Here is a 26,363-nt window from a genome sequence, read left to right on the forward strand (position 1 = left end):
TCGGCCCCATTCCATCCCTCTGCCGCTGTGCCCCCCCCTTGGTATCCATTTGGAGTATGTAAGACACGATCCCGAGGGGTGTCACAAAAACCGGGCGGAGAGCCTGGCATCGGCACCGCCTGTACTTGCCTGCAGAGCCGCTTTCATCGCCATTCCAGAATCGGTACAGAAGATGGTAGAATACGCATCAAGCCCTGTAGCTCCAGCCATTATTCTCTTTTATTGTGGACCCCTTCTGCGTTGGGGAATACCGGGCAGGGGATACCGGGCCGGAAAGATTTTGACGACGGTGCATCCTTTATTGAGAACAAGGAGGCGCAGCGCTTCCTTTCTGCTTTTTTAAAATATTTTGCCGATAAATACGCATTATTCCTAATATCAACCGTAGGAAAATGCAAATATATTGATCATATAAGGCAAGAGCCTGGTTCGTCGGCGGGAAGATTTGAATGGTCCGGAGCGGGGCCTTACCTCAGAGGACTCAAAAGCGATAAAGGGGTGCGATCCTGTGATAGATTCCAATCCTCCAGGGCATTCAGAGAAAGATGAAGCTGGATTCGGCGACACCATCAAGGATAGACATGCCGAGGATGCCCAACGTCTGCTCCAGCGGTGCATGACGAACAATGCGGACCGTACCCGCGCAGAAGAACTTCTGCGGCTAGTGATTGATGCATCCCCGGACAGTATCTGCCTGAAGGATGGGCAGGGTCGCTGGCAGAAAGCCAACGCCGCCCAGCTCTCTCTTTTCGGTTTACAGGACATCAGGTACGCAGGAAAAGGCGACCGGGAACTGGCCGAACTCTCTCCCTGGGGCGGGAAAGCGCTGGAACACGGCGAGGAAGCAGACGAGCAGGCCTGGCAGAAGCAGGAAACCTCACGGACACAACAGATCATATCCGGCCCCGAAGGGGAATCCAGGGTCTTCGATGTGATACGTGTTCCACTGTACTACCAGGATGGATCTCGTAAAGGGATGGTTGTTCTCGGTCGTGATATTACACAGCTTCGGAACATCGAGAAGGAAAAACTGTTCTCTTCAACCATCTTTCAGAGTGCAGTGGAGGGAATCGTGATTACCGATGCCGAAAACCGGATCCAGCTGGTCAATCCGGCCTTTGAGCGTATTACAGGGTACAGCGAACAGGAAGTCCTGGGAAAGAATCCGCGAATTCTGAAATCAGATCGGCATGACCGTTCCTTTTACGAAAAGATGTGGAAAGACATTCAGGGGCAGGGAAGCTGGGAAGGAGAGATTTGGAACCGAAGAAAAAACGGCGAGACCTATCCGGAACGGCTTTCCATCAAAGCGCTCTACGATGAGCAAGGCAACATTATCAATTTTATTTCAATATTCACGGATTTATCTGAAATCAAAACCAAAGAAGAAAAGCTGCGAATAAGATTTTATTATGACCCACTCACCAATCTTCCCAATAGACAGCTTTTTTTGGATCGACTGAAACAGGAAATTGATAAATGCAAAGGAACAGATATATTAATTGGCACACTATTTATCGATTTAGATAGATTCAAAAATATCAACAACTCTCTTGGGCATTTTGCCGGAGACCGTATCCTTCAGAATGTAGCGGAAACGATCGACGGAGCGAAACGTAAAGGGGATACGATTGCCCGAATTGGCGGCGACGAATTCTGCGTTCTCCTTCGGGATACCCGGACCATAGAGGAGCTTGGCCTGGCGGCGGAATCCTTTCTCGATGTCTTTGATACCACCTTTGATTGCGAGGAATTTGGTGAACTCTACCTTGCAGCGAGTGCCGGCATCAGCGTCTACCCCAATGACGGCCATGATGAAGAAAGTCTCTTGAAAAACGCCGAACTCGCCATGTTGCGTGCAAAAAGCTCTCAGGAAGAAGGGGTCCGCTTTTTCGCACCGGAGATGGAAAAGCCTGTTCTCCAGAAGGTGCAGATGGAGCGGGATATCCGAAAGGCACTGGAAACAGCACAGTTTACCGTCTTTTTCCAGCCGATCGTCCACGCAAGCTCCGGAACGGTAACACATTTAGAAGCACTGGTACGTTGGCAGCATCCGGAGCGGGGAATGATCTCGCCCGGATCCTTCATCCCCCTTGCAGAAGAATGCTGTTTGATTTATGCTATTGATCAATATGTTATTTGGCAGGTCAATCAGTTAGTTTCACAATGGGCAAGGGATTCACGCAAAGGAACAAAAGATATAAAAGTAAAGATCAATTTATCTGCATTGCAATTCTACAGAACTGATCTTGTAGACTTTATATTTTATGCCTCAAAAAGCGCAAAGGTGCCTTACAATAGAATTAACTTTGAGATCACAGAAAATATCTTGATGAGCGACTCCAATGCTGCGATGAAACGATTGCAGGAATTGCGGAAGATAGGATTCGGCATTGATATCGACGATTTTGGCACAGGCTATTCCTCGCTGAGTTACTTAACAAGACTACCTATCCAGGGGTTAAAGATTGATCAGGCATTTGTTGCCGACCTGGAACATAATTCCGGGAATGCGGCAGTCACCCATGCAATACTGGAGCTGGCCAAATCGTTGCGTCTTACTGTTGTCGCAGAAGGTGTGGAAACGGAAGGGCAACTCCGCTTTCTACAGCGGTTGGGCTGCGACTACCTCCAGGGATACTATTTCAGCCGGCCGATTCCGGAAGACGAGATCTTGAAATTTCTTGCACGGCCTGAGGTCCGAATCTAGCTTTCTGGGAACAGGCCTGGGCATTCTCTAAAAGTATCAAAAAAAACTGAAAACCTTTCTGGATTTTGCAAAGCTGACACTAATAAGTAAGGGAACTTCAGGAAATTTAGATAAAATTAAAATAGTCGCGCATCACCCCGAAACATGTCTTAGACGCACGAAACTCCAGGGCCGGAGTTCTTGCATAGCAACGAAAAGCTCACACTATTTTTGAAGCGGAGAGATGTAGAAGTCTGCTCTGAACAGTAGGAAACGGCGGGCAGGTATAGCTATTTTGGAGGGATGTATATGGGTAGCGAAATCAAGCTTTTGGTTATCGATGATTCCCCTTTTATCCACAAGGCTGTCAAAAAAGGGCTGGACGGGAAGGGTGTGCAAATTGTAGGAGGAGCATCCAACGGAAAAGAGGGATTAGAGAAGGTAGGGGAACTCCGTCCCGATATCATCACCCTTGATATCACAATGCCGGTCATGGATGGGCTCGAAGCGGCCAGGAAGATCCGTTCCCAGCATCCGAAAGTAAAAATCATCATGCTGAGTTCCATGGGTGACGAGGAATTAATCCGGGAGGCAAAGCAGATCGGTGTCCATCATTTCCTCACAAAACCTTTTAAGGGGCCCGAATTGCTCAAGACGGTATTTAATGTGTTAAAGGAGGGCTAGCCCATGGAAGAGGGGTTTCAGGAATTCGCACAATCCAAGGTCAGCGAATCCTTTACGGCACTTTCTGCTGATTTGGTCGAACTGGATGTTGAAAATTCCAGTGATGCAACCCTCGGGGATGAGACAATCGCCATTGTCATAGGTATGGTCAATAGCGACGAATCACTGCGGGGAAGAATAACCCTGACCTGTGACAGTGCTGTGGTACAGGCGGTGACACACAGAATGCTCGGTGATGAACCCGCCGATACGATGGAGACATACTTTACGATAGCCGAGTTTGTCAACATGTTCTGTGGCGGAGCGCTTACAGAGATCAACAATCGCTATAAGGGCACTGGCCTGCGTTTGACGCCCCCTGCCATATTTGCAGGAAAAGGAATGGAGATCACTGCACCCTCAGTGGCGTCCCAGTGCAGCGGGTTCCGTTCCTCCGAGGGGTCACTCACGCTGGACGTGGGGTTTGAAGGGTGATAGGCATGCAGCTAGGTGAGGCATTGGCGACAGCGGCAACAGAGATGTTTCCCATGTTTGGGTTGCAGCCGGATTTGAGCGGAGAGATGCAGCAACAGAGCCTCAATTCGGCCAATCCAGTGAATATCCTCGTAGGCCTTACCGATGGGGTACGGGGCAACGTAGTGCTTGGGTTAAACCGCAAGGTTGCCTGTGCGGTGGTTTCCGGCATGATGGGCGGAGCAGAGGTCAACGAACTCGATGCAATGGGAAAAAGCGCACTGGCGGAGCTGACAAACATGTATGTTGGTTCGGCAATCCAGAAGGTGGAAGCGGAGTTGCCGATACAACTGTCTCCACCTACGGTCGTGACGGGGAATCGGCTTTTTCTGATGATCAGCCGCGTTCCTGCGACTGTCCTAATGGTCAAATTCGGTTCCGCGGGCATGCTTTCCATCCGGTTCGCCGTCGAATAGGCCAATTGGCCTTCGTCGCGCTGTGGCTGCCGGAAGAAATCGTGGAACCGAAGGAATGTGTGGATAACACCTCGCAAAGCCAGCAACCAGATGGAGCTGCACAGCATGACCGCTGAAACGTTGCGTCGATCTCTGAACAGTGTTTTGCATGCCACAGCAATGGTAGGAGGATTTGATGCCTCGAACCCGGTTTTCTAACTCGTTGCTGCGCAAGTTTCGTGACCTGATTTACGAACGCCTCGGGATTTACTTTCGGGACGAAAAGCTTGACATGCTCCGGCTCAAGCTGGAAAAGATCATGCGTCATGCAGAGATCGATGACCACGAAGAGTTCTTCCGACTTGTCCGTGCCGGCGAGGAAGACGAGCTGATCACCAGCTTTATGGATACCATCACAGTACATACTACCAGCTTTTGCAGGGAACCAAATCACTTTAATTTCATCAAAAAGAATTTTGATAATATTTGCAACCATAATCCCCGTATCTGGAAGAACAGAGAGATCCGTGCGTGGAGTGCGGGCTGCTCCACCGGTGAAGAGCCCTACAGCTTGGCGATGACATTGCACGAGATCGTACCGGAACAGATCGCCGTACGGATTCTGGCGACAGATATCAGCCGCGGATCGCTGGCAACGGCGATCCGCGGTATCTATCCCAATAAAGCGGTTGCCAACGTCGAACCCCACCTTTTCTCGAAATATTTCCGTCGTTCCAGGGAGCATGTGATGGTGGGCGAAACCCTCAGGCGATCCGTGAGCTTCCGCCAGTTCAATCTCTCCGATACCTTTCCCTTCAAGAAAGGGTTCGATATCCTCTTCTGCCGGAATGTTATGATCTACTTCGACAAGCGTTCGCAACAGCGCCTGCTTTTGAAATTCGAGAAAGCGCTCACCTTGGGAGGGCTCCTTTTCATCGGTCATTCGGAAAGCCTTGTCAATGTATCCCACGATCTCAAATATGTACAACCCACGGTATACAGAAAGGTATAAAAATACAATCCTATGAATACTTATATAGGAATGGACGATATAAAAAGATACTTCTTGCAACCTGGCTATATTTTTGTCACAAAGGAAAAATATATCATACAAACAATATTGGGCTCCTGCGTGTGCGTATGCCTCTGGGATCTCCAGGCGCATGTCGGAGGGATGAATCACTTTATCTACGCCAAACCCTGGAATGAACAGAGAACAGCCGAATTCGGCTCTGTATCCACACCATACCTCATCAAACTGATGCAAACGAAAGGGGCTTCCTTGCGATCGATGAAAGCCCATGTGGCGGGGGGGTCGCAAAGTCGGGAGATGAACGCCAGCATAAGGGTTGGAGAGCGGAATGTGGAGATGGCCTTCCGTGTGCTGAAACGGTACGGGATACCGGTGGTGCAGCGGGATGTACAGGGTTCCAGGGGACGTAAGGTGATCTTTGATGTATCCACAGGAGATATCGAGATACGGGTTATTCAGGGCGGGGGGGTAGGCTGATGGTTCCGAGGAATGCAACGCCCACAAAGGTGCTCGTCATTGACGATTCGGCACTGGTGCGAAAGATTCTCACCGAAGAGCTTTCCAAACAGGACGACATCGAGGTTGTGGGAGCTGCACCCAATCCCTATATCGCACGGGACAAGATCGTCGCCCTCAAGCCAGATATCCTGCTGCTTGATATCGAGATGCCCGAGATGGACGGCCTTACCTTTCTGGAAAAGCTGATGCGGCACAGACCGATGCCCGTGATCGTAGTCAGCTCACTCGCCCGGGGCCGTTCCGAAACGGCTGTACGCGCCATGCAGCTGGGTGCTGTAGAGGTGATGGCCAAGCCCGGTTCCTCCTATACGGTGCGCGACATGATCGAGATGCTCGTCGACAAGATCCGGGCGGTGTCCAGAATTGATCCCGACTATTTCAAACAGAAAGCACAGGAGCCCGCCAAGCCGAAACAGGAGGCCCGTCCCGTTGTTCCCAGAGCAAGGTCAAGCATGCTCGAGACCACCTACTCGGTGATTGCCATCGGCGCCTCCACAGGGGGGACGGAAGCGATCAAAGCAGTGCTCACCAGATTGCCCGCGACAATCCCTCCGATTGTCGTTGTGCAGCATATGCCGGAGCACTTCACGCGAAGCTTTGCAGGCCGACTGAATGAGATCTGTGAGGTGGAGGTGAAGGAGGCGGAAAACCGGGAGCTGTTACGACCCGGCAAAGCACTGATCGCCCGGGGAAACAGTCACCTTGTTCTCAAGCGAAGCGGGGCGAATTATTTTGTGGAAATCAAGGACGGCCCGCTGGTCTTCCACCAGCGCCCCTCCGTGGAGGTGCTGTTCCAATCGGTCGCGAAATTTGCGGGGAAAAACGCTGTAGGTGTGTTGCTGACAGGCATGGGAAAAGACGGCGCCCAGGGGCTGCTCAACATGCACGATGCCGGGGCGTGGACCATTGCTCAGGATGAAAAAAGCAGCGTCGTATTCGGCATGCCCAAGGAAGCCATCGACCTGGGAGCGGCAAGTGTTGTCCTTCCGTTGCACAGAATCCCCGAAGCTCTCGTGCAGCGTTTCTCTCTTCAGGGGGCATGATTCGGGAGGTTAAATGCGTGTATTGATTGCAGAGGATGACAGGATATCTCAGCGGTTACTGGAACGACTCCTTGAATACTGGGGCTACGAAACGCTCTCTGTGTCAGATGGGGAGAGCGCTCTCCAATTGATCCAGCAAGGGTCGCCACCGGAAATCGTCCTGCTCGACTGGATGATGCCGAAACTGGATGGTCTCACGGTATGCCGTCGCATACGCAGCGGGGAAACGGTGATCCCCCCCTATCTGATTCTCGTCACCGCCCGGGGCGAGGCGGAGGATATCGTCAAGGGCTTTGAGGCCGGCGCGGATGATTATGTCACAAAACCCTTCAACCGAGAGGAGTTGCTTGCCAGAATCAAGGTTGGCCAGCGTATGGTTGAGCTGGAGGCCTCATTGGCGGAGAGCAATCAGAGCTATGCCGATTTTGCCAGGCGTATGGAGAATCTCGCGGAAGACCGGGCGAAGCAGCTTGTGCATGCCGACCGCATGAGTACGATCGGTATTCTGGCAGCCGGAATTGCACATGAAATCAATAATCCCACGACCTTTATCAGCGGCAATCTGCAGTTCCTTGAGGACTGCTGGCCCACTGTACGGGAGACACTGCAGCAAAACACGGAAACAGAACAAGACGATACGGCGAGGCATCAGAGAGAGTTCATCCTTGAAGAATTCCCAAAGGTCTTCCAGGGTATCCGCAAGGGGACAAAACGAATACGTACCATTGTACAGGGCCTGAAAACATACTCAAGAGACGATTACGACGTTTACGAAGAGGTCGACGTCAATGAACTGATCGAACAAGCCTTGGAGCTCTGCATGAACCGTTTAAAATACTCCGTGAATCTAGAAAAGGACATCAGTGCAAATATTCCCAAAATATATGGTAATTTACAACAGTTCGAGCAGGTAATTGTAAATTTTGTTTTAAATGCGGTTGATGCAATAGAAGACCAGGGAGAGGGCACGATCCGCATTACAACAGAGCACGACAGCTTCGGGGTTTCCATCTGGATCGACGATTCCGGCCCCGGGATCTCGAAGAAAGCCAAAGAGGATCTGTTTACGCCCTTTTTTACCACAAAGGAACCAGGTAAGGGAACGGGACTCGGTCTTTCCATCAGCAAGAATATAGTGGAAAAGTATGGGGGAAGCATTGAGGTCTCCAACAGTCCCCTGGGTGGGGCCCGCTTTGGCGCACGTTTCCCCGTTGTTTCCAACAAGAAGGGGGCAGTCAAATGACGTACCGCATACTGATAGTAGACGATGAAGCCGAGATCCGCGAGATGCTTGGGCGGCATTTCCGTATGAAGGGGTACGAGGTCACCCCTGCGTCCGGGGGTGCTGAAGCGTTACAGTGCCTGGATAAAAAGCGCTACGAGGTTGTTGTAAGCGATATTGTGATGCCGGGCATGAAAGGAACGGAGCTGTTGCAAGAGATCCGTCAACAATACCCCATGTCTCATGTGATCATGATTACCGGTTACGTAACCCTCGAAAACGCCCTGGCGGCAATGCGCAGGGGGGCCGACACCTGTATCTTCAAACCCTTTGAGGACTTTGAGGAACTTGATGGCGCAGTGGAGAAGGCCATTGAAGACCTGGAGCACTGGAAGCGGAAGCTGGTGCAGCTTCAGGGGATGAAGCCTGGACAGGGGGGGAGTGAACATGACCGAATCGTCGAATGATGTCGACCGCCAACTGAAAGTAGAGCTCATTGACGAATCCCTCGAGGCACTCTCCGGATTAACACCGCTGTTCAAAAAACTCCAGATGCAGCCGGAAGACAGCGGTCCAATGGAGAGCATTTTCCGTGTTATCCATTCGATCAAGGGGAATGCCCCTTTCTTCGAGCTTATGCAGATCAAAAACCTCGCCCATTCCATGGAGAATGTCCTCGACGCGATCCGGAAACGTCAGCTAGCCGTTCAGGACGATATTGTCGGCAGCCTGCTGGAGGGTACCGATGAGCTGACGAGGATGCTGGAACGGGCCAGAGAAGATGAGCCGGAAGTGCACGATGAGGATGCCTTTGCCAGACTTCTCGACCTGTTTCAGGGCTTTCTCGGCAGAGAAGAGGCAACGAGGGAGAGCCGGTGGAACGAGCTCCTTGAATGCGTGGAGAGCTTTTCGGCGGGAGCGGAACTCTATGAGGACGATTCGCTGCAGCAGGTGGCGAAACAGGCGAAGGGCCTTGCGCAGGAGCTGGCCCGTGGAGAAGGAATCCATCTGCAGGAGCCGGCATTGCACACCTCTCAATCCGGAGAATCATCTGCCCGGGGGTCGCAGGAGCTTCCCGATGAAGCGAAGAGGGTACAGCAGATGCTGACATCGGAAGAGGCCTTCAGTTCGCTTGAACCAGAGCAGCTGGAACAGGCGCTGCAGGAACTCGCCTCCCGTGTCCGGAACGAAGAGGCGGTGTCGGTTCTCAAGGAGCTTCAGGAGGATTTCCGTGCTTCTGTTGAAAAGATAGGTTTTATACCTCTGGTTCAAGATATTCTGATGGGGCATTTTGAACATCTTCTTGAGGTTGCCCAGTGGGCTCCCGGGGAAGAGGAGGAATCACCCCCTGAGGACACCACGGAGCAGCAGCCGACTTCGGCGTCAGAAGGGGAGAAGCAGCCCGGTGGTTCGGGAGAGCCTCCTGCCGCCGCGGCTACCGCGAGGCAGCAGAAATCAGAGACCACCATGCGGGTCCGAGAAGAGAGCATCGATGCGTTTCTTTCCTTTGTAGGAGAACTGATTGTGATTGGAGAGATGTACGACCACCTCAAGGAGAGGGTCCAGGAGGTCGATACCCGGCAGACGGTTACAGGCGAATTGCACCGTGTGAATGAAGCGTTCCACGAGCTTTCCGGCAAACTCCAGCAGAACATCATGCATATCAGAAGGGTCCCCGTGAAACCCTTGCTGCAACGGGCACCACGTATCGCACGAGAGATAGCCGGACATACCGAAAAAGAGATAGCAGTGGATGTCAGCGGGGAGAATACGCTGGTTGACAAGAGTATTCTCGGCGTGCTCGAAACCCCCTTGACACATATGGTACGGAACGCCGTGGATCACGGGATAGAGCCTCCGGATGTCCGCGAACGGGAAGGGAAGGCACGGTCTGGCCAGATCACGGTCTCCGTTGAAGAACGGGACAAGATGATTGTCATGGAGGTCCGGGACGATGGCGGCGGCATCAATATGGAAGCGCTCCATCAGAAAGCCATCGATGCCGGCATGATCAGCCCTGAGATGCGTCTCTCCGAGAATGAGATTGTGGATCTTCTTTTCGCATCGGGCATCTCTACAGCTGAACAGGTCACCGATGTCTCGGGCCGCGGTGTGGGAATGGACGCGGTAAAACACGAGCTCGAAAAACGGGGTGGGAAGATCTCCGTAGAAACAGAGCTCAAAGCAGGTACTTGCTTCCGGGTCACCATACCTGCAGAGGTGACCACTCAGATCCTCACCGGCTTTTCCGTCATTGCAAATGGCCAACGCCTTATCATACCGACAGATTATATCGTACACTGTTTCCGGCCGGAGGCGGACCAGATCTTTACGGTGCAGGGGAAAACGGAATGCGTGAAAACCGGCGATTCCATCTTGACCGTGCGCCGCTGCGCTACCGTCTGCTCCCTTGGCAATGGGAGCTGCACCACGGGGAGCCTCCAGGAAGGCACGCTGATCGTGCTTGAAAGCAAAGGGAGACGCTTCGCTCTTCATGTGGATGCGATCGAAGGCGTAAAACAGTTTGTCTTAAAAGACATCGAACAAATTTCCGGTGAACAGTCTCTCTTTATCGGAGGGGCCGTGATGGGAAACGGTACGGTAGCCCTGGTGGTGAACATCAATGCCATCGCCGAAACGATGGAACGCCAGCCCGCGCATGCCGAGAACAACGCAACGGCACCTTTGATAAACGTGTAACGTGTTATTAAGGAGGGAAGAAATGAAAACCCTTGTTGTCGAAGATGATAAAGCCAGCGCCAAGGTTCTGGAATCCATGCTTTCCGGGTATGGCTCCGTTGACATCGCCTGGTCGGGCCGCGAGGCGCTGGATGCCTTTGCTGCCGCATTGCAAAGTAGTGACCCCTACGATCTGGTCTGTCTGGATATCATGATGCCCGAGATGGATGGGCAAAGCGTTCTGAAGGAATTGCGACGCTACGAGGAGCAAGAGGGACTGTTGATGAAGGATGGCGTGACAGTATTGATGACAACGGCTCTCGGGGATCGGGAGAATGTCTTCGAGGCCTTCCGTGAGCAGTGTGACGGCTACCTCATCAAACCGATCGCCCGCAAGAAACTCGATGCCTTGCTTGAAGAACTCCAGTTGATTGAGGCGGAAAACACTCCATAACAAAACGCTTCCTCCAGTGCTTTCCCGTCATGGGCGGGCACTATAGCATGGGGAATGCCTATCTGGTATCATGGATTCCAGGAAAGCATTCTAACTGCGTTGCGACGAGTCCGTGAAGGCTGGACTTGGTAAGGAGGAATATCCATGTCCGCGAAGAGGGCAGAAGGGGAAAAAAGGCAAGGGGAACCGGTGCAAATTCCGAAACTGGTAGCTGCATACTACACGGCTACGGTGGATGCCGAGGATCCGGCCCAGCGAGTGAGCTTCGGTACCTCGGGACATCGCGGTTCCTCGCTGAAGAAAAACTTCAACGAACAGCACATACTGGCAATCTCCCAAGCCATCGCCGAATTCCGCTGGTCAAAGGGCATTCAAGGCCCGCTGTTTTTGGGAAAAGACACCCATGCTCTTTCCGAACCGGCGGCACATACCGCTGTGGAGGTCCTTGCGGCCAACGGAGTCGCCGTGGTTCTCCAGCAACACGACGGGTACACGCCTACGCCGGTTATCTCCCACGCGATTCTGAGCTGGTCGCGCTCGCATAACGGCGAGCTTGCGGACGGCATCGTGATCACGCCGTCGCACAATCCCCCCGGGGACGGCGGCTTCAAGTACAATCCCCCTTCTGCCGGCCCGGCGGGGAACGCGGTGACCGCACAGATCGAAAAGAGAGCCAACGAACTGCTGAAGGCCGATCTTGCCGGTGTCAAACGCGTCCCTCTGGAACGCGCCCTGCGTATGCACAACCTGTGGGAGGAGGATCTGCAGGCGGCCTACATCGAGGATCTCCATTCCGTGGTCGATATGGAGCGCATCGCCCAGTCAGGATTGACCATGTGCGCCGACGCCCTGGGAGGAGCGGGGCTCCGGTATTGGGAACGCATTGCGGAGCGTTACGGTCTGTCCATCGATGTGTTGCATGACCGCGTGGACCCGACGTTTTCCTTTATGCCACCCGACCACGACGGCGCCATCCGTATGGATTGCTCTTCACCCTATGCGATGGAAGGGCTTATTGAGTTGAAAGATCGCTATGACCTTGCCTTTGGGAATGATCCGGACTTTGACCGGCACGGGATTGTCACCCGTCAAGCAGGGTTGCTCCAGCCCAATGCCTACCTGGCGGTAGCGGTGTGGCATCTTTTCACCTCGAGGAACCAGTGGCCCGATACGCTGGCTGCCGGCAAGACAGCCGTGACGACATCGCTGATCGACCGTATCGCCGCGGGGCTGCAACGGCCCGTCTACGAGGTCCCTGTGGGATTCAAGTGGTTTGTGGATCCCCTCTTGCAGGGCAAATGCGCCTGCGGATGTGAAGAGAGCGCCGGTGCATCCTTCCTCAGGCGTGACGGGAACCCCTGGACCACCGATAAGGACGGTATCGTCATGTGCCTGCTCGCCGCCGAGATCATGTCTGAATACGGCGAAGATCTCGCCGCTCTCTACGATCGCCTCTGTGCGCAACATGGGAAACCGGTATACAGACGTGTGGAGGCGCCGGCAACCAGAGAGCAGAAAGAGCGACTAAAATCCCTGAGGCCCCGGGATATCACCTGCACAAATCTTGCGGGAGAAAGGGTGCTGGAGATAAAGGTCACGGCTTCCGGTGACGGAAATCCACTGGGAGGGGTGCAGCTTGTGACCGAACACGGCTGGTTGGCCGTCCGGCCCTCCGGCACGGAGGATCTGAATAAGATGTATGCCGAGAGTTTCCTCGGCGAAGAGCACGTCGACGCCTTGCTGCAGAAGGGAAACGAAACCATAAACGAAATCCTTCAACCCAGGTAGAGGCCGCTGGACTTTTTTTTTGAGAGGGTATCATAGGAGGACCGCGGATGAAAATCGGAATGCGTCTGATCGGAGGGTATATTCTTGTCGCCCTGGTGTGTGTCGCCGTAGGGTACGTCGGGTATCGGGGACTGGGACAGACCGTCGTCCGGCTCGAACGGCTTGGAGACGAGAGTTTGCCGAGCGTGGAGACACTGATGACCATGAAGACTTCTCTCGCCGAGGCACGGGTCTCCGAGAAGTCACTGCTCAACAGCAGGCTTGATATGGCAAGTCGGCAGCAAAACTATTTTCAGATCAACCGGGCGATACGCACCGCCAACGAGGCGATGGAGCAGTACGCTTCTATTCCCAAAAACAAAAAGGAACAGGAGCTGTGGAAACGCTACACCGAACACTGGAACACCTTTGAAGAAACAATGGAGGAGTTCACCACCAAAGCAAAATCTCTGGAAGAAACAGACATCACCAACCCAGAGAAAATGAAAAAGGATATCGCTCAGGTGCTGCTGGATATCAAAACCTGGACATTGGCGCTTGGGGAAACCGTTATGAAGGGGACCGCGTTTGAGCAGACCCTCGATCCCACCAAGGGACCCATCGGGAAATGGCTCGATCAGTTCCACAGCAGCAGCAAGAAGATGAACACAATCATCGATAAGGTTCGTATGGATTGGGAATTTCTGGTCACCCGGGGTGCCGAAATCGCCGATTTCACCACCCTTGAGGATTACGGCGACTTCGAGAAAAATTACGTCAGAAACCTCTATCTCAACGATACGCTCCCAACCGTCAAAAGCATCCAGAACAATCTACTGGAAGCACTGGAATTGACGAATCAGGCCGTGGCCATTGTCGACCAGCTGAACGCCATCTCCACCTGGCAGCTGGGCAGTTCCTACATGGAATTAACAGGATCCCTCAACCAATTGGTCAAGGCCGAGATGGCCTCGGCGAATGCCGCCGTGGCAACAGGTCAACAGGAATCACAGACGGCGGTCACCAACAGCGTGATCGGCATCGTCATCGGCGCGGCACTTGCAATCCTGCTGGGAATCGTCCTTACCAGGAGTATAACCGGCCCCCTGCGTTCACTGGTGGCCTCGGCAAATCAGGTAAAAGAGGGAGATCTGACCGTTGCGCTGGGGCGTGACGGGCGCCACGACGAAATTGGGGATCTCCTGGAAGCCTTTGGTACGCTGGTCGCGTCCTTCCGCGAGATTGTCAAAAGACTGCAGGATAACGGCAGGAACAACGCCAACCGGGCGGAGTCCCTGGCTGCTCTCTCCCAGGAAACCGTGGCTTCCATGGAAGAGGTGAAAAGCTCTATCGAACAGATTGCCGAGATGTCCCAGGGAAACAAGACATCTCTCCAGGAAGCGAACCAGAAAACCGATACCATCTCAAAAGGTGCCAGAAATAACGCCGAACGGTGTGAAGAAGGCACCCAAAAAAGCAAGGCTACCGTTGAGGATGTCGTAGAGACCACCAACGAAATGAAGGTGATCCAGAACCAGTTTTCCGAGGTGAGCAGGAAGTCCGGCGAAACAGTACAGGGTATGCGCGAGCTGAGCGACTCGGTGCAGCAGATAGCCGGCTTCGTGCAGACCATTTCCGGCATCGCCGATCAGACGAATCTGCTGGCACTGAATGCAGCTATTGAAGCCGCCCGCGCAGGTGAAGCGGGCCGGGGGTTCGCCGTGGTCGCCGAAGAGGTGCGAAAACTGGCCGAGGAATCCAACCATGCGGCACAGGAGATCAACAGACTCATCGAAACACTGCAACAACGTGCCGATGCCGCTATCCGAACCAAAGAAGAATCCGACACGCTCGTCAATGACATCGCATCCAGGGTGGCCGAAACGGAGACAGCCATGGACCGGGTAGCGTCCCATGTACAGGCCCTGTCGTCGACGATGAGCACCTTCTCCGAGGTCGCCGGAGAGCAGTCCACCACCAGTGAAGAGATCGCAACAACGGTCGAAAACGCGGCAACAGGCATTGCCGAGACAACCTCCATTATCCAGGAAATCAGGAAAGCCGCCGACGATACCTCCAGTGCGTCAGAGAACGTAGCCACTGAAGCCCAGGCACTGACGGACAGCGTGGATTCACTGAAGGTACTCATCCAGCAGTTCGCGGTAGATGGCGAAACAGAGAGGGAACTGCCTGCCGAAAGCGAAAGCGACGACAGGACTGCGGAGAACGAGGATGAGGCAGAACATCGCCAGGAAGGCAAAGAGGGCGAAAAACGGACATCCGAGGTCTGACACCCCTGGATACCACCGTATCCAGCAGCTGGTGTCAACGTTTCAAAATGGGGTGAGGCGATATGGTTGACGGTGTTCGAGCAGTAGGTGCGTTATCGTCGATCCACTTGCATCCCCGCCGTGCACCCGATCCCTCGGAAGGCGGAGGTCAGCAGACCTCCGCAAAGCAGAGGAATTCCGCGCAGGGAGATCGGCATGTGCAGAACCGGGAGTACACCCCTGACCAGCGGCGGGTCATTCAGGAGCTCCGGCAGGCCGACAGGAAGGTGCGGGCCCACGAACAGGCCCATATGGCGGCCGGGGGAGAGCTGGCCGGAGGAGCACGGTACAGCTTTCAGACAGGTCCGGACGGGAGGCGGTACGCCGTCGGCGGCGAGGTGTCGATCCGGATTCCAAAAGGAGACACCCCGGAAGAAACCATCACGCTGATGGAAAAGGTGAAACGCGCGGCCCTGGCTCCGGCGGATCCCTCCCCGCAGGACTACCGTGTGGCGAGCCGAGCTACCCTGCAGATGGCCAAAGCGCGGCAGCAGGAGACTTCACAGGTACAATCGATCCGGCAGGAGGGGGACGGCGGCGGGGACTCCGGAACAGCAGAGGGGGACCAGGCTGCAGCACAGCAAAGGGGACTGACGGTCTCCCTGCAACAACGCTACGCCGGCGGGGCGGCACGGAAGGGTCGACTGTTCGACTGCCACCTGTAGGCATCCACATCCTCATTGCAAACAAGGAAAGGAGGCGGGGATATCCCCGCCTCCTTTCCTTTACTGTACAGAAAGTGCTCTTCCGACTGGTGCTAGTCCCAGCCGGTCTCTACCTGGACCATGCCGAACTGCCTGCGGCAGCCTCAACCATGTTGTCCCAGGCCTGATCGGCAAGATCCATGACCTTGTCGCATTTCTCCTCGACTATGGTCGTGAGATAGGCCTGACCCTTTTCCAGATTGCCGGCATCCTTCATGCCCATGAAGAGCTTTTCGATCCTTGGCAGTTCGTTCCAGAGATTCTTTTCGTAGGGATCGAACGCCTGCCGCACCTGGTCGTGGTACAGGTTGTAGCTGCCGAGGGCTGTTTTGGTGATCTTCAGGAACTTGGCGCAGGCGCCGGGTTTGCTGTAGTCGACAGGAGTCCTGTTGGCACCGATGTAGAAGGGCACAAAGGTGCTCAGGCAGGGATTCCTGAACGCATGGAGCATCAGCCCAAGCTCGTCGGGGACGTCGGGGCGTGCCACGAGGATGGCGGCCGATGCGGTGACACCACCCATGCCGTGGTGGCAGATGGATCTCATGAACAGCGGATGCTCGGTAGTATCCTTTTCGGGCCACTTGCCGACCCATTCCTGCATGTCGGCGTACTTAGTGCTGTAGAAGGGCACCTGGTTCATCTCCAGCACCTTGCCGCTGGGCAGGGTGACCTTGTCGTAGTGGTCGCGCATCATGGGTACAAAGCTCTTGGGCTCCAGCTTCCCTTCCTTGGCCTTGAGAAGCTCCATGGCCCGCTGATACCGCATCTCCGTGTTGTAGAGCTTTTCAACGGCGGGGCGGTCGGCGAAGTTCTCGTTGCTGGAGGGATAGAGCTCGTAGGTACCGTAGACTTCGCGGAAGTTGATGTGCTCGGTGCCTTCGTCTACCCATCCCTGCTCGATGGCGAAGCTGACCAGATCATCGGCGGCCATGTCGTAGTCTTCCTCGATCTGGAGCTGATTGGAGCGTGCCGTTACGGTGTTCTCGTACTTCTTGGCGACCCAGCGGTACCCCGTCACCTCAACGACCCAGAGTTCGTTGGGGTCGGCGATCTCAAACATGATGCAGTTCCAGGACTGACCGTATTTCTCCGTGATGGAGGTGAGCACCTCAACCCCTTCGCGGGCGGTCTTGGCGCGTTCCAGAATCAGGCGGACGTAGTCGTTATCGTGGAGCCCCTCTTTGTAGGCGAGTTTTTCCCGTGTCGGTGCGTCGTTGTCAGCGACGATAACCTGATGCTCGTTGACACCCATTCCGTATCCCCAGCGGCCTGCCGACCTGGAGCCTACGAACTTGTAGGTATGGTCCACCTGCGGGATATCGATGTAGGCGGCTTTGTAGATGGCGTCATCGGCGAAATTGGATGCCTGATGCATGGCCACCTCACTCAGGGTGTTGGCACCGAGATCCCGGTTTTTGGCGATGATGGAGCCCTTGCCGGAGGCAAGCACGGATCCGTGGGCGATAAAGGTCGTGCATTCGCCCTCGTAGCCCGCATAGGCCCGATCTACCGTGTTGAAGATGAGAAGGTCCTGATAGGAGACACCTGCTCCTTCGGCAACGCCTTTCATCCATTCAACCTTCGATGGGAGGATTTTCTGGTAGATTTCCTCGGAATCCCGGGCTGCCTTCAGAGCTTTCCGGTAATCGCCATCGTTCTCCGCTGCCTTCTGCTGCATCTGATCAAGATTGGAGCGAATGGTGGCAGCATTCTCCTGCCCGAATGCAAGGCCTTCCTGAAAGGCGGATGCGGCCAGTGCCGCCGATCCCGCCAGCATGAGCGAAAAGACGGCAACCAGTAACGCAACGAGTAACCTATAACCTGCTTTGCTCCGATACATCTGCAAACCTCCCTCATTTACTTCGTTCTTTCAATCAGCCGTTTTGCCACAATGAAACTCCCGTCAAAACGAAAGCACGCATCACCTCCTTGCTGTTCTCCCTATGTCCTGCCCGAGGGCACAATGCCGCGCCACCCTGAGCAGCCACCTTGATTATAAACGTTTCTTGTGGTGAAATAAAGTGGTTCGGCTCCCTTGAGATTGGCTTGAACGCCTATAGAACAGCATGACCCCTGGAAAAGCCCAAAAAAGGCGTCGTGATCCTTTGAAGCGGCATGAAACATTGGTAGGTGAACACCCATGCAATGTCTCGCTCTCTTCGACACAACCCATATGGCTCTACGTTTTGAGAAAACCTGTAACCGCGAAGGCTTCGCAGCGCGCATTGTGCCGGTTCCAAGACATCTGTCGGCCAGCTGTGGTCTCGCCTGTACCTATCACTGTGAACGGGAGCAGGAGATACGGAAGCTTTGTGAAACAAATGACATTGAGATAGCCGGATTCCACAGGGAAGAGTAGGGCAGGGTCCTGTTGTTCCCGGCGTTCTTCCGGGGGAGGGAGCAACGTGGTATTCTTATATCTGCGTATCGTCCCGAAGAGGACAGCGCAGATACAGAGACGTCGCGCACAGGCGAAGACGTGAACAAAGGAGGTCTTGCAATGGTAGGAAGAGGAAAGGCTAGGGAGTGGGTGAACCGCTTTGGATTCCGTAAGAATGTGGCCTACGCCGCCCAGTCGGGCAGTTCCGTTGTCAAGGGATCCCAAATGCAGGGGGAAAAGCAGAAGACAGGCGAGGCGGAGATGGGTGCGGGAAACAGCAAAAAACTATGGCTCGCATTCGGTGGCTTGGCTGTTTTACTGCTGCTCATCCTGAACATTGTCTGGACCCAGGTGGGGAATCGTTTTGAAGCGATGCAGAGTCAGCTGCAACAGGCGAACGAAGCAACCAAGGCCGCACAGCAACGCAATCAGCAGCTTTCAGCAACCGTAGCCGATCTTCAGGAACGTATCTCGGCCCTCGACTCCACGGTTACCCAAACAGGCAATCTGACGCAGTCTACTGCAAATACGGCCGAAACGTTGACCAATGAGCTGGCGGGGCTGCGTGGACAGCTGCAGTCAGTCAACAGTGAGATGGCATCCCTCCAGCAGCGCCTTTCGGTGTTCGACGGAAAGATCGAGGATACCGCCGGGGTGACCGAACGTCATGAGGCCTTTTTACGCCAGGACCTGGAGCGCAACCGAAAAACACTGGAACTACTGCGCTCGGTGATTGCAGCGGAGGAACGAATTCTGAGCGGAGGTTCCTCGAAGTAACACAAAGACGAAAGTACTATAAAGGTATTTCTGAAGGTATTGGTGCAGCTCCCCGGATACCACGAAAGCAGGATCTGTTTGCTCTCGTGGTATCCCTTTTGTGGGGAAATGCAGAAGCAAGGGAACCTGCGGCGTTTCCGCGTGCTGCTTTCGTCAGGAAACTGATGCCTGCGTTGAGAGGATATGACTGCGTGGAATATGCGAATCTTCCTGTTTGCACTTCTATCTGGTAGCGTAATCGGCGGACTGATCTCCCTGTTTGTACGCATGCTGGAGCTACGGCCTGCCGGTTTCTCTTTTACGTGGCATGCCATCCTGTTGCTGCCGGCCGGCCTTATCGCCAGTGCTTTTCTGTGCAAAAAGGCGGCACCGGAAATCGACGGCTTCGGAACAGAAGAGGTGCTCTCCCTTGTAGAAAAGGAAACCCGGAAGGAACGGCTTCGTGTCGTGCCCGCCCGGTTCTTCGCAACGCTGGCCACCATCTCGGTGGGCGGTTCTGCCGGTAAAACGGGCCCTTCAGTACAGATGGGCGCACTCCTCTGTGCGTTTCTGGGTGCAGGCGTAGAAAAGGGAAGGCTGCCGAAAGAAAGCATGCTTTTCCTTGGCGCGGCAGCGGGGTTTTCGGCCGTTCTCGGGGCCCCGTTTACGGCCGTCATCTTCGCGAAGGAAACCCTTGCAAAGGGACACACCCTGCGTATCCCTCTTCTGGGAGCCTTAACAGTTGCGAGTCTCTCTTCTGCCCTTGTGGCTTCCCTCTGCAATGTGCAGTATTTCTACGAATCCCTGCAGTTCGAGATTCCCTGGAACGGGAGGCTGGTTCTCCTCTCTCTTGTCGTGGGGATAGCGAGCGGCCTCGTTTCCATTTTTCATGTCTCTCTTGTCAACACCCTCAAACGGGCAGGGGCTGCTTTCCCTATGCCGCTTTTCCTGAGAGCGTTGCTTGGAAGCTCCTTCCTCCTCGGTCTGTTGCTGCTTTCGGGGGGAATGGTCGCGGGTCTTGGGGAAAAGAGTCTGGGTTCCCTGTTCAGCGGAGGGGATGTTTCCCCATTTGCCTGGATACTCAAATCTGCAGCGACAGGTGTCACCGTAGCCTTTGGCGGAAACGGCGGCATTGTGAGTCCCACGCTTTTTGTCGGCGTGGCTTCCGGCAATGTGCTGGCCCATTGGCTTTCCTTCGACTGCTCTCTATGCTGCGCCCTCGCCATGGTGGCCGTATTCGCCGGGACGATCAACGCCCCCTTCACCGGTCTGTTCCTGGCGGTCGAACTCTTCGGGGTGGGCATAACGCTCCCCGCTGCCCTCGCATGCTTCGCCGCCTACTGGATAAGCCGCCCGTGGAATCTGTACGCACGTTTCCATTTCCTCGAAAGCAGAGAGCGTCTGGTGGGCAGGGAGTGCCGAATGTGGACATACCTAGCGGAACTGTTCCAGAAGCCGCATGATCACCGCCAGAAAAACAAGTAGGAGGAAGAGCAGACGCATCTTCCGGGTGGCCCGCCCTTCGGCTTCCCCCTCTTCCTGCTCGTCAACATCCTGGGTAGTGGTCCGTTCCTCCAGGCGAACCGGTTTCTGCGGGGAGGGGGAAGGTCCCTGTCTTTCCCGTCTGGAGGGAACTGGCGGGCTTCGTTTCTGCAGTTTCTTTCGAAGCCGATCCCCGAGAGAGGGAGACGCTCCATCCTGTTTGAGGATAAACAGGATATTGACAACCGCAACAATCAGGAGGAAGAGAGCGCCTGGGCGGGCAGATTTGCCGGCTGTTCCCAAACCGTACAATGCAACTGCAAGCAACGTGCAGTTGAGAGCGATCACAGAGGCACGCAACAAGGTGAACACCTCCCCATATCCCAACTGTGCTCCAACACAGTACCACACATATCTGTGTCCATTATAGCTGCCTCTGCTCCAAAGGGCCACAAAAAAGCGGGAAGCCGGGTATCGCCCAGCCTCCCGCCTGGATATAGCTGTTTCGTACTGTGAATTAAAAACCGTTCCAGAAGATTCTTGCCTGGTCATAGCGTTGTGCCGGCCGCTTTTCCTTTGCCGGGTAGCCAAGAGAGATCAGCGAGAAGGGAAGAAGATGCCCCGGCATATTGAGCAGCTTGCTCAGTCCCTCCATAAGCTCCTGCTTCGGGAACACGCCTATCCATACGGAACCCAAGTTGTGGTATGCTGCCGTAAGAAGTATGTTCTGTGTAGCAGCCGCACAATCCTGAGGCCAGAATTCCTCGCTCTGTAGATTGCGCGTGTCGCCGCATACCAGTATGGCAGCCTGTGCGCCCTGCAGCATACCGGCATGGGGATGGAACGTGGGAATCTTCTCGAGGAGACCTCTGTCGGTGATGACGCCAAAAGCCCAGGGTTGCTGGTTATGTGCCGAGGGCGCGGCCATGGCCCCCTCAAGGAGTGTGGTAATGAGCTCCTCTTCGACTGGTTGATCCGTATACTTCCGAATACTGCGCCGTTTGAAAACAGGATTCATAGCGACTCTTCCTCCCTTTTTCCATGTGTGAGACCAGGGTACCCTAAAACCGCAGCACGGGCAACAGCGCTCTGGAGACATATTTGTTATAATTTATTTATACATTTACTTTACATAGGAGGGTGCATAATGTGGAATATGATTGATTCCTACCGTTTTGCCTTACCAACCACGATCTCCTTCGGTCCAGGCATTGTGGGACAGCTTGATCGGTACCTCGAGTCACATCAGGTGAGAGAGGCAATGGTTGTCACCGACAGTGGCGTGATGGAAGCAGGGTTGCTGACACAGATTGAAAACGCCCTTGCACAAGCTGGGGTGCACGCCCGAATCTTCTCGGAGGTAGCCCCCAATCCGCGAGAGCAGGATGTGCAAAAAGGGGTTGAGGCGCTTCCCGCGAACTGTGACTGTGTGATCGCCGTAGGCGGCGGGAGCCCCATCGATTGTGCGAAGTGCATCGCCCTCATCGGGGCCAATGGCGGAGATCTCCGTGACTACGAGGGGCGGGATCGCGTGCCGAGCCCCTGTATCCCGCTGATTGCAATCCCAACCACGGCGGGAACGGGGAGTGAGGTCACCTTCAGTGCCGTGATCACGGATACCGCAAAGGAGTACAAATTCAGCGTAACCGATGAGCACATCGCCGCAAGCCTGGCACTTGTGGACCCACTGTTGACGACGTCCCTTCCCCGAAATCTCACTGCCGCCACCGGGCTGGATGCCTTAACCCATGCGATCGAAGCCTACACAGCACGACAGGCATCACCGTTGAGCGATGCCCTGGCCCTCCACGCTGTCGAACTCATCGGAGGTCACCTGGAAAACGCCTGGCGGAATGGAGACGACAGAGAAGCCCGGGCGGGAATGCTGCAGGGAAGCCTGATTGCCGGCCTCGCCTTCTCCCACGCCGATGTCGGACCTGTACACTGTCTCGCCGAATCGATGGGAGGGATGTTCGATCTCCCCCACGGACTCTGTAACGCCATTGTTTTGCCCTACATGATTGAACACAACGCGCAGTACTGCGCTGAACGGTACACCCGTATCGCTAGGTTGCTGCAGGATGACCCGGAGACCTGGAACGCCTCCTCACTGGCCCGATGGGTACGGAACCTGGCTGAGCGTACGCAGCTGCCTCCCTTCGCCGAACTGGGAATCCCGGAGACACGGTTCCAGGCCCTTGCTGAAAAATCCGTATCAAACGGCAGCAATGGGAGTAATCCAGTAGCACTGACTCAGGATGAGTATCTCGCCATCATCCAACGCATGAACGAGAATACACACGAAGCCTCGGGGCAGTCGGCTCCTGCATAGCGCACACTGGGCTCCGTGAACATGGAGACGCGCGGTGAGGGCCGGACGCTTCCCCAAGCATGTGCAACCCTGCACTTGACAATACCCCCATTGCGTATATGATGGAGAGCAAAGAACAGAGGAGGGATAGCCTTGGTAACCACGGATGTACTTATTCTCGGCGGGGGTCCGGGCGGACGTATCACCTATATGGCTCTTCACAGGATGGGTGTGCGAGACGCCAAAATCGTGAGTCATGAGGAACCCACCGTCATCTGCAGTCTGCCCTACGGAATCGGACGAAGCCACGTACCGGAGGGGCCTGAAGCCACTGTGATAGACCTCTCCCAAAGCTCTCGGATGCCTGATTCGATAGTGGAGGACACCGTTACCGGGACAGTGACCGAGATTGATAGAGAAGCGAAGAAGGCGCGCATACAAACCAGGCAGGGAGAGCAAATGATTCACTATAATCGATTAGTGATGGCTCCGGGCTCTGTCCCCTGGATCCCCCCTGTGCCTGGGGTCATCGATGAAGGCGTCGCGGATACCCCGGGACCGCGGTTTCTCTACGGGAAGGACTATGTCTCCAAGGACGCGCTGAGAGACAACGTGTTTGTGCTTCGGAATGCAGATGATGCGCGTCAGCTCGACGCTTTTGCCGGCAGCCACAGGAGCGCAGCGGTCATCGGCAGTGGGGCAATCGGGTTGGAGATCGCCGAAGCCCTCTATGACCGCGGACTCGATGTCTCCATTGTTGAAGCGATTCCACACGTCAATCTTGCTCTGGATGGCGACATGGCGGAGATACTCGAAAAACGCCTCGCTGAGCGCGGTATCCACGTCTATACGGACGCGATGGTCACGGAAGTTAACGAACAGGGCGTCCGACTCAAGGGTGGCGATGAGGTGACGGCTGAAGGGGTGGTCTTCGCCACAGGTGTCCGACCCAACATCGAACTGGCCAAACAGATTGGGCTTGATACGGATCAGGGTATCCTGGTGGATCGGACGATGCAGACCTCCGTCCCGGATATCTATGCCCTGGGCGATGTCGCACAGATAGAGGATGCCGTCACCGGAGAATACATCGCACCGCTTATCGGCACACTGGCAATGCGGCAAGGCTTGATTACGGCAATGAACATTGCCGGGCAGTCCACAGAGCTCCCTGCGGCCACGGTCTGGGGAGTCAGCGCCAACTTCGACATCCACTGGGGAAGCGTAGGCTGGACGGAGGAGAAGGCGGACAGAATCGGCATCCCGGTACAGAGCATAGAGGTCGACCTCAAGACACGGGACGCCTTTATGAAAGAGTGCAGAGACGGCAAATGGAAGCTTGTCCTCGCCGCCGCCGACACCGACAGGGTCGCCAGGGGGCAGATTCTGGGATTCCAGGTAGTGGCAGACAATGATCCGCCGCTCTATCTGGTTGAACGTTTCGTAGACATTGTGACCCGTAGAGAAAGCGTCTGGGAGCTCATCGGGCACCACTTTGTGCACTGTCCCATGCACAACGCACCCTATGATCCCTATCTGACACTGCTCTTCAAAGCCCAGGCTGCTCTGGGGTAGAGACAGCTCCGGGAAGCACACAGACAGTAAGAATTCCGGGGGGTGGCACCCCCCGGAATTCTCTGTTGCCTATGCGTCCCTGCTCCTGTCGGAGAGGTTTTGCCTAGTCGGTGCCGGGGATCTCGGGGAGGGTCATGCCCTGCTCTTCGTAGTACTTCGCAGCACCGGGATGGATGGGCACGGAGATACCCTGGAATGCGCTCTCCAACGTCAGCTGCTTGGCCTTGGCGTGGACGTCGTAGATGTCCTCGATGTTGTCCCACATGGCCTTGGTGAATTCATACACCACTTCTTCGCTGAGGCCCGCGCGGCAGACCATCATGGCCATGACCGAAACAGTCTGTGCTTCGTCGATGCCCTCATAGGTCCCGGCAGGAATGGTGTCCTTGGCGAAGAAGGGGTACTTGTTGTGCAGCTTGGCCAGGAACTCGTCGCTGAAGTTGACCAGCTTGATGTCGTGCATGGTGGCGAGGTCCATAATGGAGGCTACGGGATACCCACCGACCACAAAACCGGCATCGAGCTGCCCGTCCTTCAGACGCTGGGTGGTGTTGTTAAAGTCGAGGAAATAGGTGTCCATGTCTTCATAGGTCAGGCCTGCAACATCGTAGATGCTGCGGACGTCGCCTTCCACGCCGGAACCGGGGGCGCCGACAGAAACCCTTTTCCCTTCCAGGTCCTGTACGCCGTTGATCCCGGAATCCTCCATGGCAACGAGCTGAATGTGCTCGGGATAGAGGCAGGCGATCGAACGGACATTCTTGTAGGGCTTATCCTTGAACATCATCTTGCCGTGATAGGCCCAGTAGGCAATGTCGTTCTGTACCAGAGCCATCTCGATCTGCTCGGTACCAATCAGATTGAGGTTGGCAGCGGAAGCGTTCCCGGTTTCACCGGTCACCTGAAGATCCGATACCTTGCTGGATACGAGGTCCGCGAGTGCGCCGCCTACGGGATAGTAGGTTCCACCCGTACCGCCGGTTGCGATTGACAGATACTCGGTTGCGAGAGCCGTGCCTGCAAAAGCTCCAAGACACATCGAAACTGCGAGAGCAAGAATTGCGAGTTTTCTCATAGAGTACTCTCCTCCTTATCGTGGTTACCGTGTTCCACCGTGTTCGCCCTTTCCCAACCGTTAGACCTCAACAAGAAGAGAACGCATCCCCCCTTTTCATCAGGCAATGAAATGAGGCGAACAAAGTGAACCCTACCTGACAGACAGTATAGAATGAGTAAGGAAAACTTTCAACCTCGTCATTTTCCTGCCGGGGAAATCCGCGACACTCTCGTTTTCCCGGAAACCAGCTTTTCGAGGGGGCCGCCTCTTGTTATACTTTGCACAGAAAAACGAAGGAGGTACGTTATGTTTCTCAAGCATTTCCGGATACATCCGTCGAGCAGCACAGAGAGTACGGAGGAGCCAGAGAATCCCCACGAAGTGCATGAAGCGAAAGAAAGGAGCAGCACATTGAAAAGGGAGCACGAATCAACAGCAGACAGGGAGTACGGCGGAGAGGAGAGCCAGCCTCTAGAGGTAACGCTACGGTTTACAATCCATGATTCCAGTCAGATCGGTCGCCTGGCCCTGCTTCTTGCGGCGACGACCTCGACGGAAGAGGAGGACAAACTCAGAGAGGCTATGAAGGGCTGGAAGTGGCGGGCTGTCGCAACAGAGGTGGGCGGTGTGGCGGGGGACCTCCCCCAAAAGATAACGCGATCCATTGTCGGGGCCGCCCCCAACGCAGGCGTTGTGGAAAAAAGGCGGGCGGAGATGCACGCCCTGATGCACGCCGCCATGGAAGCGATGAACAGTTTTATGGTCATGAG

At 54.9% G+C, this 26,363-nt stretch carries 23 protein-coding genes; 20 read left to right on the forward strand and 3 right to left on the reverse strand.

The features are described from left to right. Window positions 1-508: 508 nt before the first annotated feature. From K9L28_00350 to K9L28_00415, 14 genes are all read left to right on the forward strand, one after another. Window positions 509-2,710: an EAL domain-containing protein gene (locus tag K9L28_00350; GenBank protein MCF7934782.1), complete on the forward strand. Its 2,202-nt coding sequence runs from the start codon at window positions 509-511 to the stop codon at window positions 2,708-2,710. A gap of 288 nt (window positions 2,711-2,998) precedes the next feature. Further along, a complete protein-coding gene (locus tag K9L28_00355; GenBank protein ID MCF7934783.1) occupies window positions 2,999-3,373 on the forward strand; it encodes a response regulator in 375 nt (124 codons plus the stop codon). A gap of 3 nt (window positions 3,374-3,376) precedes the next feature. Further along, a complete protein-coding gene (locus tag K9L28_00360) occupies window positions 3,377-3,847 on the forward strand; it encodes a chemotaxis protein CheX (protein ID MCF7934784.1) in 471 nt (156 codons plus the stop codon). A 5-nt stretch (window positions 3,848-3,852) separates the two neighbouring features. Next, a complete protein-coding gene (locus K9L28_00365) occupies window positions 3,853-4,302 on the forward strand; it encodes a chemotaxis protein CheX (protein MCF7934785.1) in 450 nt (149 codons plus the stop codon). Between the two features lie 175 nt (window positions 4,303-4,477). Next, complete coding sequence (locus tag K9L28_00370; GenBank protein ID MCF7934786.1) at window positions 4,478-5,293, forward strand: protein-glutamate O-methyltransferase CheR; 816 nt, start codon at window positions 4,478-4,480, stop codon at window positions 5,291-5,293. Between the two features lie 162 nt (window positions 5,294-5,455). Next, the gene (locus K9L28_00375; GenBank protein ID MCF7934787.1) at window positions 5,456-5,791 is read left to right on the forward strand and encodes a chemotaxis protein CheD; all 336 of its coding nucleotides are present in this window, start codon (window positions 5,456-5,458) and stop codon (window positions 5,789-5,791) included. Continuing rightward, window positions 5,791-6,876 carry a chemotaxis response regulator protein-glutamate methylesterase gene (locus tag K9L28_00380; protein ID MCF7934788.1) on the forward strand — a complete coding sequence of 362 codons (1,086 nt, stop codon included), beginning with the start codon at window positions 5,791-5,793 and terminating at the stop codon, window positions 6,874-6,876. The genes K9L28_00375 and K9L28_00380 overlap by 1 nt, the downstream gene beginning before the upstream one ends. A 13-nt stretch (window positions 6,877-6,889) precedes the next feature. Beyond that, the gene (locus K9L28_00385) at window positions 6,890-8,119 is read left to right on the forward strand and encodes a response regulator (GenBank protein ID MCF7934789.1); all 1,230 of its coding nucleotides are present in this window, start codon (window positions 6,890-6,892) and stop codon (window positions 8,117-8,119) included. Then, window positions 8,116-8,565: a response regulator gene (locus K9L28_00390; GenBank protein ID MCF7934790.1), complete on the forward strand. Its 450-nt coding sequence runs from the start codon at window positions 8,116-8,118 to the stop codon at window positions 8,563-8,565. Before K9L28_00385 ends, K9L28_00390 begins: the two co-directional genes overlap by 4 nt. Further along, on the forward strand, window positions 8,546-10,798 hold the full coding sequence (locus K9L28_00395) for a chemotaxis protein CheA (GenBank protein ID MCF7934791.1): 2,253 nt from the start codon (window positions 8,546-8,548) through the stop codon (window positions 10,796-10,798). Before K9L28_00390 ends, K9L28_00395 begins: the two co-directional genes overlap by 20 nt. A gap of 22 nt (window positions 10,799-10,820) precedes the next feature. Beyond that, complete coding sequence (locus K9L28_00400; GenBank protein ID MCF7934792.1) at window positions 10,821-11,231, forward strand: response regulator; 411 nt, start codon at window positions 10,821-10,823, stop codon at window positions 11,229-11,231. Window positions 11,232-11,375: 144 nt separating this feature from the next. Further along, on the forward strand, window positions 11,376-13,019 hold the full coding sequence (locus tag K9L28_00405) for a phosphoglucomutase, alpha-D-glucose phosphate-specific (GenBank protein ID MCF7934793.1): 1,644 nt from the start codon (window positions 11,376-11,378) through the stop codon (window positions 13,017-13,019). Between the two features lie 47 nt (window positions 13,020-13,066). Then, a complete protein-coding gene (locus tag K9L28_00410; protein MCF7934794.1) occupies window positions 13,067-15,289 on the forward strand; it encodes a methyl-accepting chemotaxis protein in 2,223 nt (740 codons plus the stop codon). Window positions 15,290-15,486: 197 nt separating this feature from the next. Beyond that, a complete protein-coding gene (locus tag K9L28_00415) occupies window positions 15,487-15,993 on the forward strand; it encodes a hypothetical protein (protein MCF7934795.1) in 507 nt (168 codons plus the stop codon). A gap of 109 nt (window positions 15,994-16,102) precedes the next feature. Here K9L28_00415 and K9L28_00420 read toward each other — a convergent pair whose 3' ends face one another. Further along, the gene (locus K9L28_00420; protein ID MCF7934796.1) at window positions 16,103-17,872 is read right to left on the reverse strand and encodes a C69 family dipeptidase; all 1,770 of its coding nucleotides are present in this window, start codon (window positions 17,870-17,872) and stop codon (window positions 16,103-16,105) included. Between the two features lie 300 nt (window positions 17,873-18,172). Here K9L28_00420 and K9L28_00425 point away from each other — a divergent pair, with 300 nt between their 5' ends. The 3 genes from K9L28_00425 (at window position 18,173) to K9L28_00435 (ending at window position 20,653) form a co-directional block, all read left to right on the forward strand. Further along, on the forward strand, window positions 18,173-18,391 hold the full coding sequence (locus K9L28_00425) for a DUF3343 domain-containing protein (protein ID MCF7934797.1): 219 nt from the start codon (window positions 18,173-18,175) through the stop codon (window positions 18,389-18,391). A gap of 141 nt (window positions 18,392-18,532) precedes the next feature. Then, window positions 18,533-19,189, forward strand: a complete 657-nt coding sequence (locus tag K9L28_00430) for a hypothetical protein (GenBank protein ID MCF7934798.1) — start codon at window positions 18,533-18,535, stop codon at window positions 19,187-19,189. 267 nt (window positions 19,190-19,456) lie between these two features. Then, window positions 19,457-20,653, forward strand: a complete 1,197-nt coding sequence (locus tag K9L28_00435; GenBank protein ID MCF7934799.1) for a chloride channel protein — start codon at window positions 19,457-19,459, stop codon at window positions 20,651-20,653. A 514-nt stretch (window positions 20,654-21,167) separates the two neighbouring features. On the opposite strand, the gene K9L28_00440 is transcribed toward K9L28_00435, so the two are convergent. After that, on the reverse strand, window positions 21,168-21,749 hold the full coding sequence (locus tag K9L28_00440) for a nitroreductase family protein (protein ID MCF7934800.1): 582 nt from the start codon (window positions 21,747-21,749) through the stop codon (window positions 21,168-21,170). A 48-nt stretch (window positions 21,750-21,797) separates the two neighbouring features. Between K9L28_00440 and K9L28_00445 the strand changes: the two genes are divergently transcribed. Both K9L28_00445 and K9L28_00450 read left to right on the forward strand, forming a co-directional pair. Further along, the gene (locus K9L28_00445) at window positions 21,798-22,982 is read left to right on the forward strand and encodes an iron-containing alcohol dehydrogenase (protein MCF7934801.1); all 1,185 of its coding nucleotides are present in this window, start codon (window positions 21,798-21,800) and stop codon (window positions 22,980-22,982) included. A 189-nt stretch (window positions 22,983-23,171) separates the two neighbouring features. Continuing rightward, a complete protein-coding gene (locus K9L28_00450; GenBank protein ID MCF7934802.1) occupies window positions 23,172-24,536 on the forward strand; it encodes an FAD-dependent oxidoreductase in 1,365 nt (454 codons plus the stop codon). Window positions 24,537-24,639: 103 nt separating this feature from the next. Here the strand turns inward: K9L28_00450 and K9L28_00455 are convergent, their stop codons facing one another. After that, window positions 24,640-25,611: a TAXI family TRAP transporter solute-binding subunit gene (locus K9L28_00455; protein ID MCF7934803.1), complete on the reverse strand. Its 972-nt coding sequence runs from the start codon at window positions 25,609-25,611 to the stop codon at window positions 24,640-24,642. Window positions 25,612-25,899: 288 nt separating this feature from the next. On the opposite strand from K9L28_00455, the gene K9L28_00460 reads away from it, so the two are divergent. Next, window positions 25,900-26,363, forward strand: a 464-nt coding sequence (locus K9L28_00460) for a hypothetical protein (protein MCF7934804.1), incomplete at its 3' end; no start/stop codon positions are given.

It is taken from the genome of Synergistales bacterium (assembly GCA_021736445.1).
GTDB lineage: Bacteria > Synergistota > Synergistia > Synergistales > Aminiphilaceae > JAIPGA01.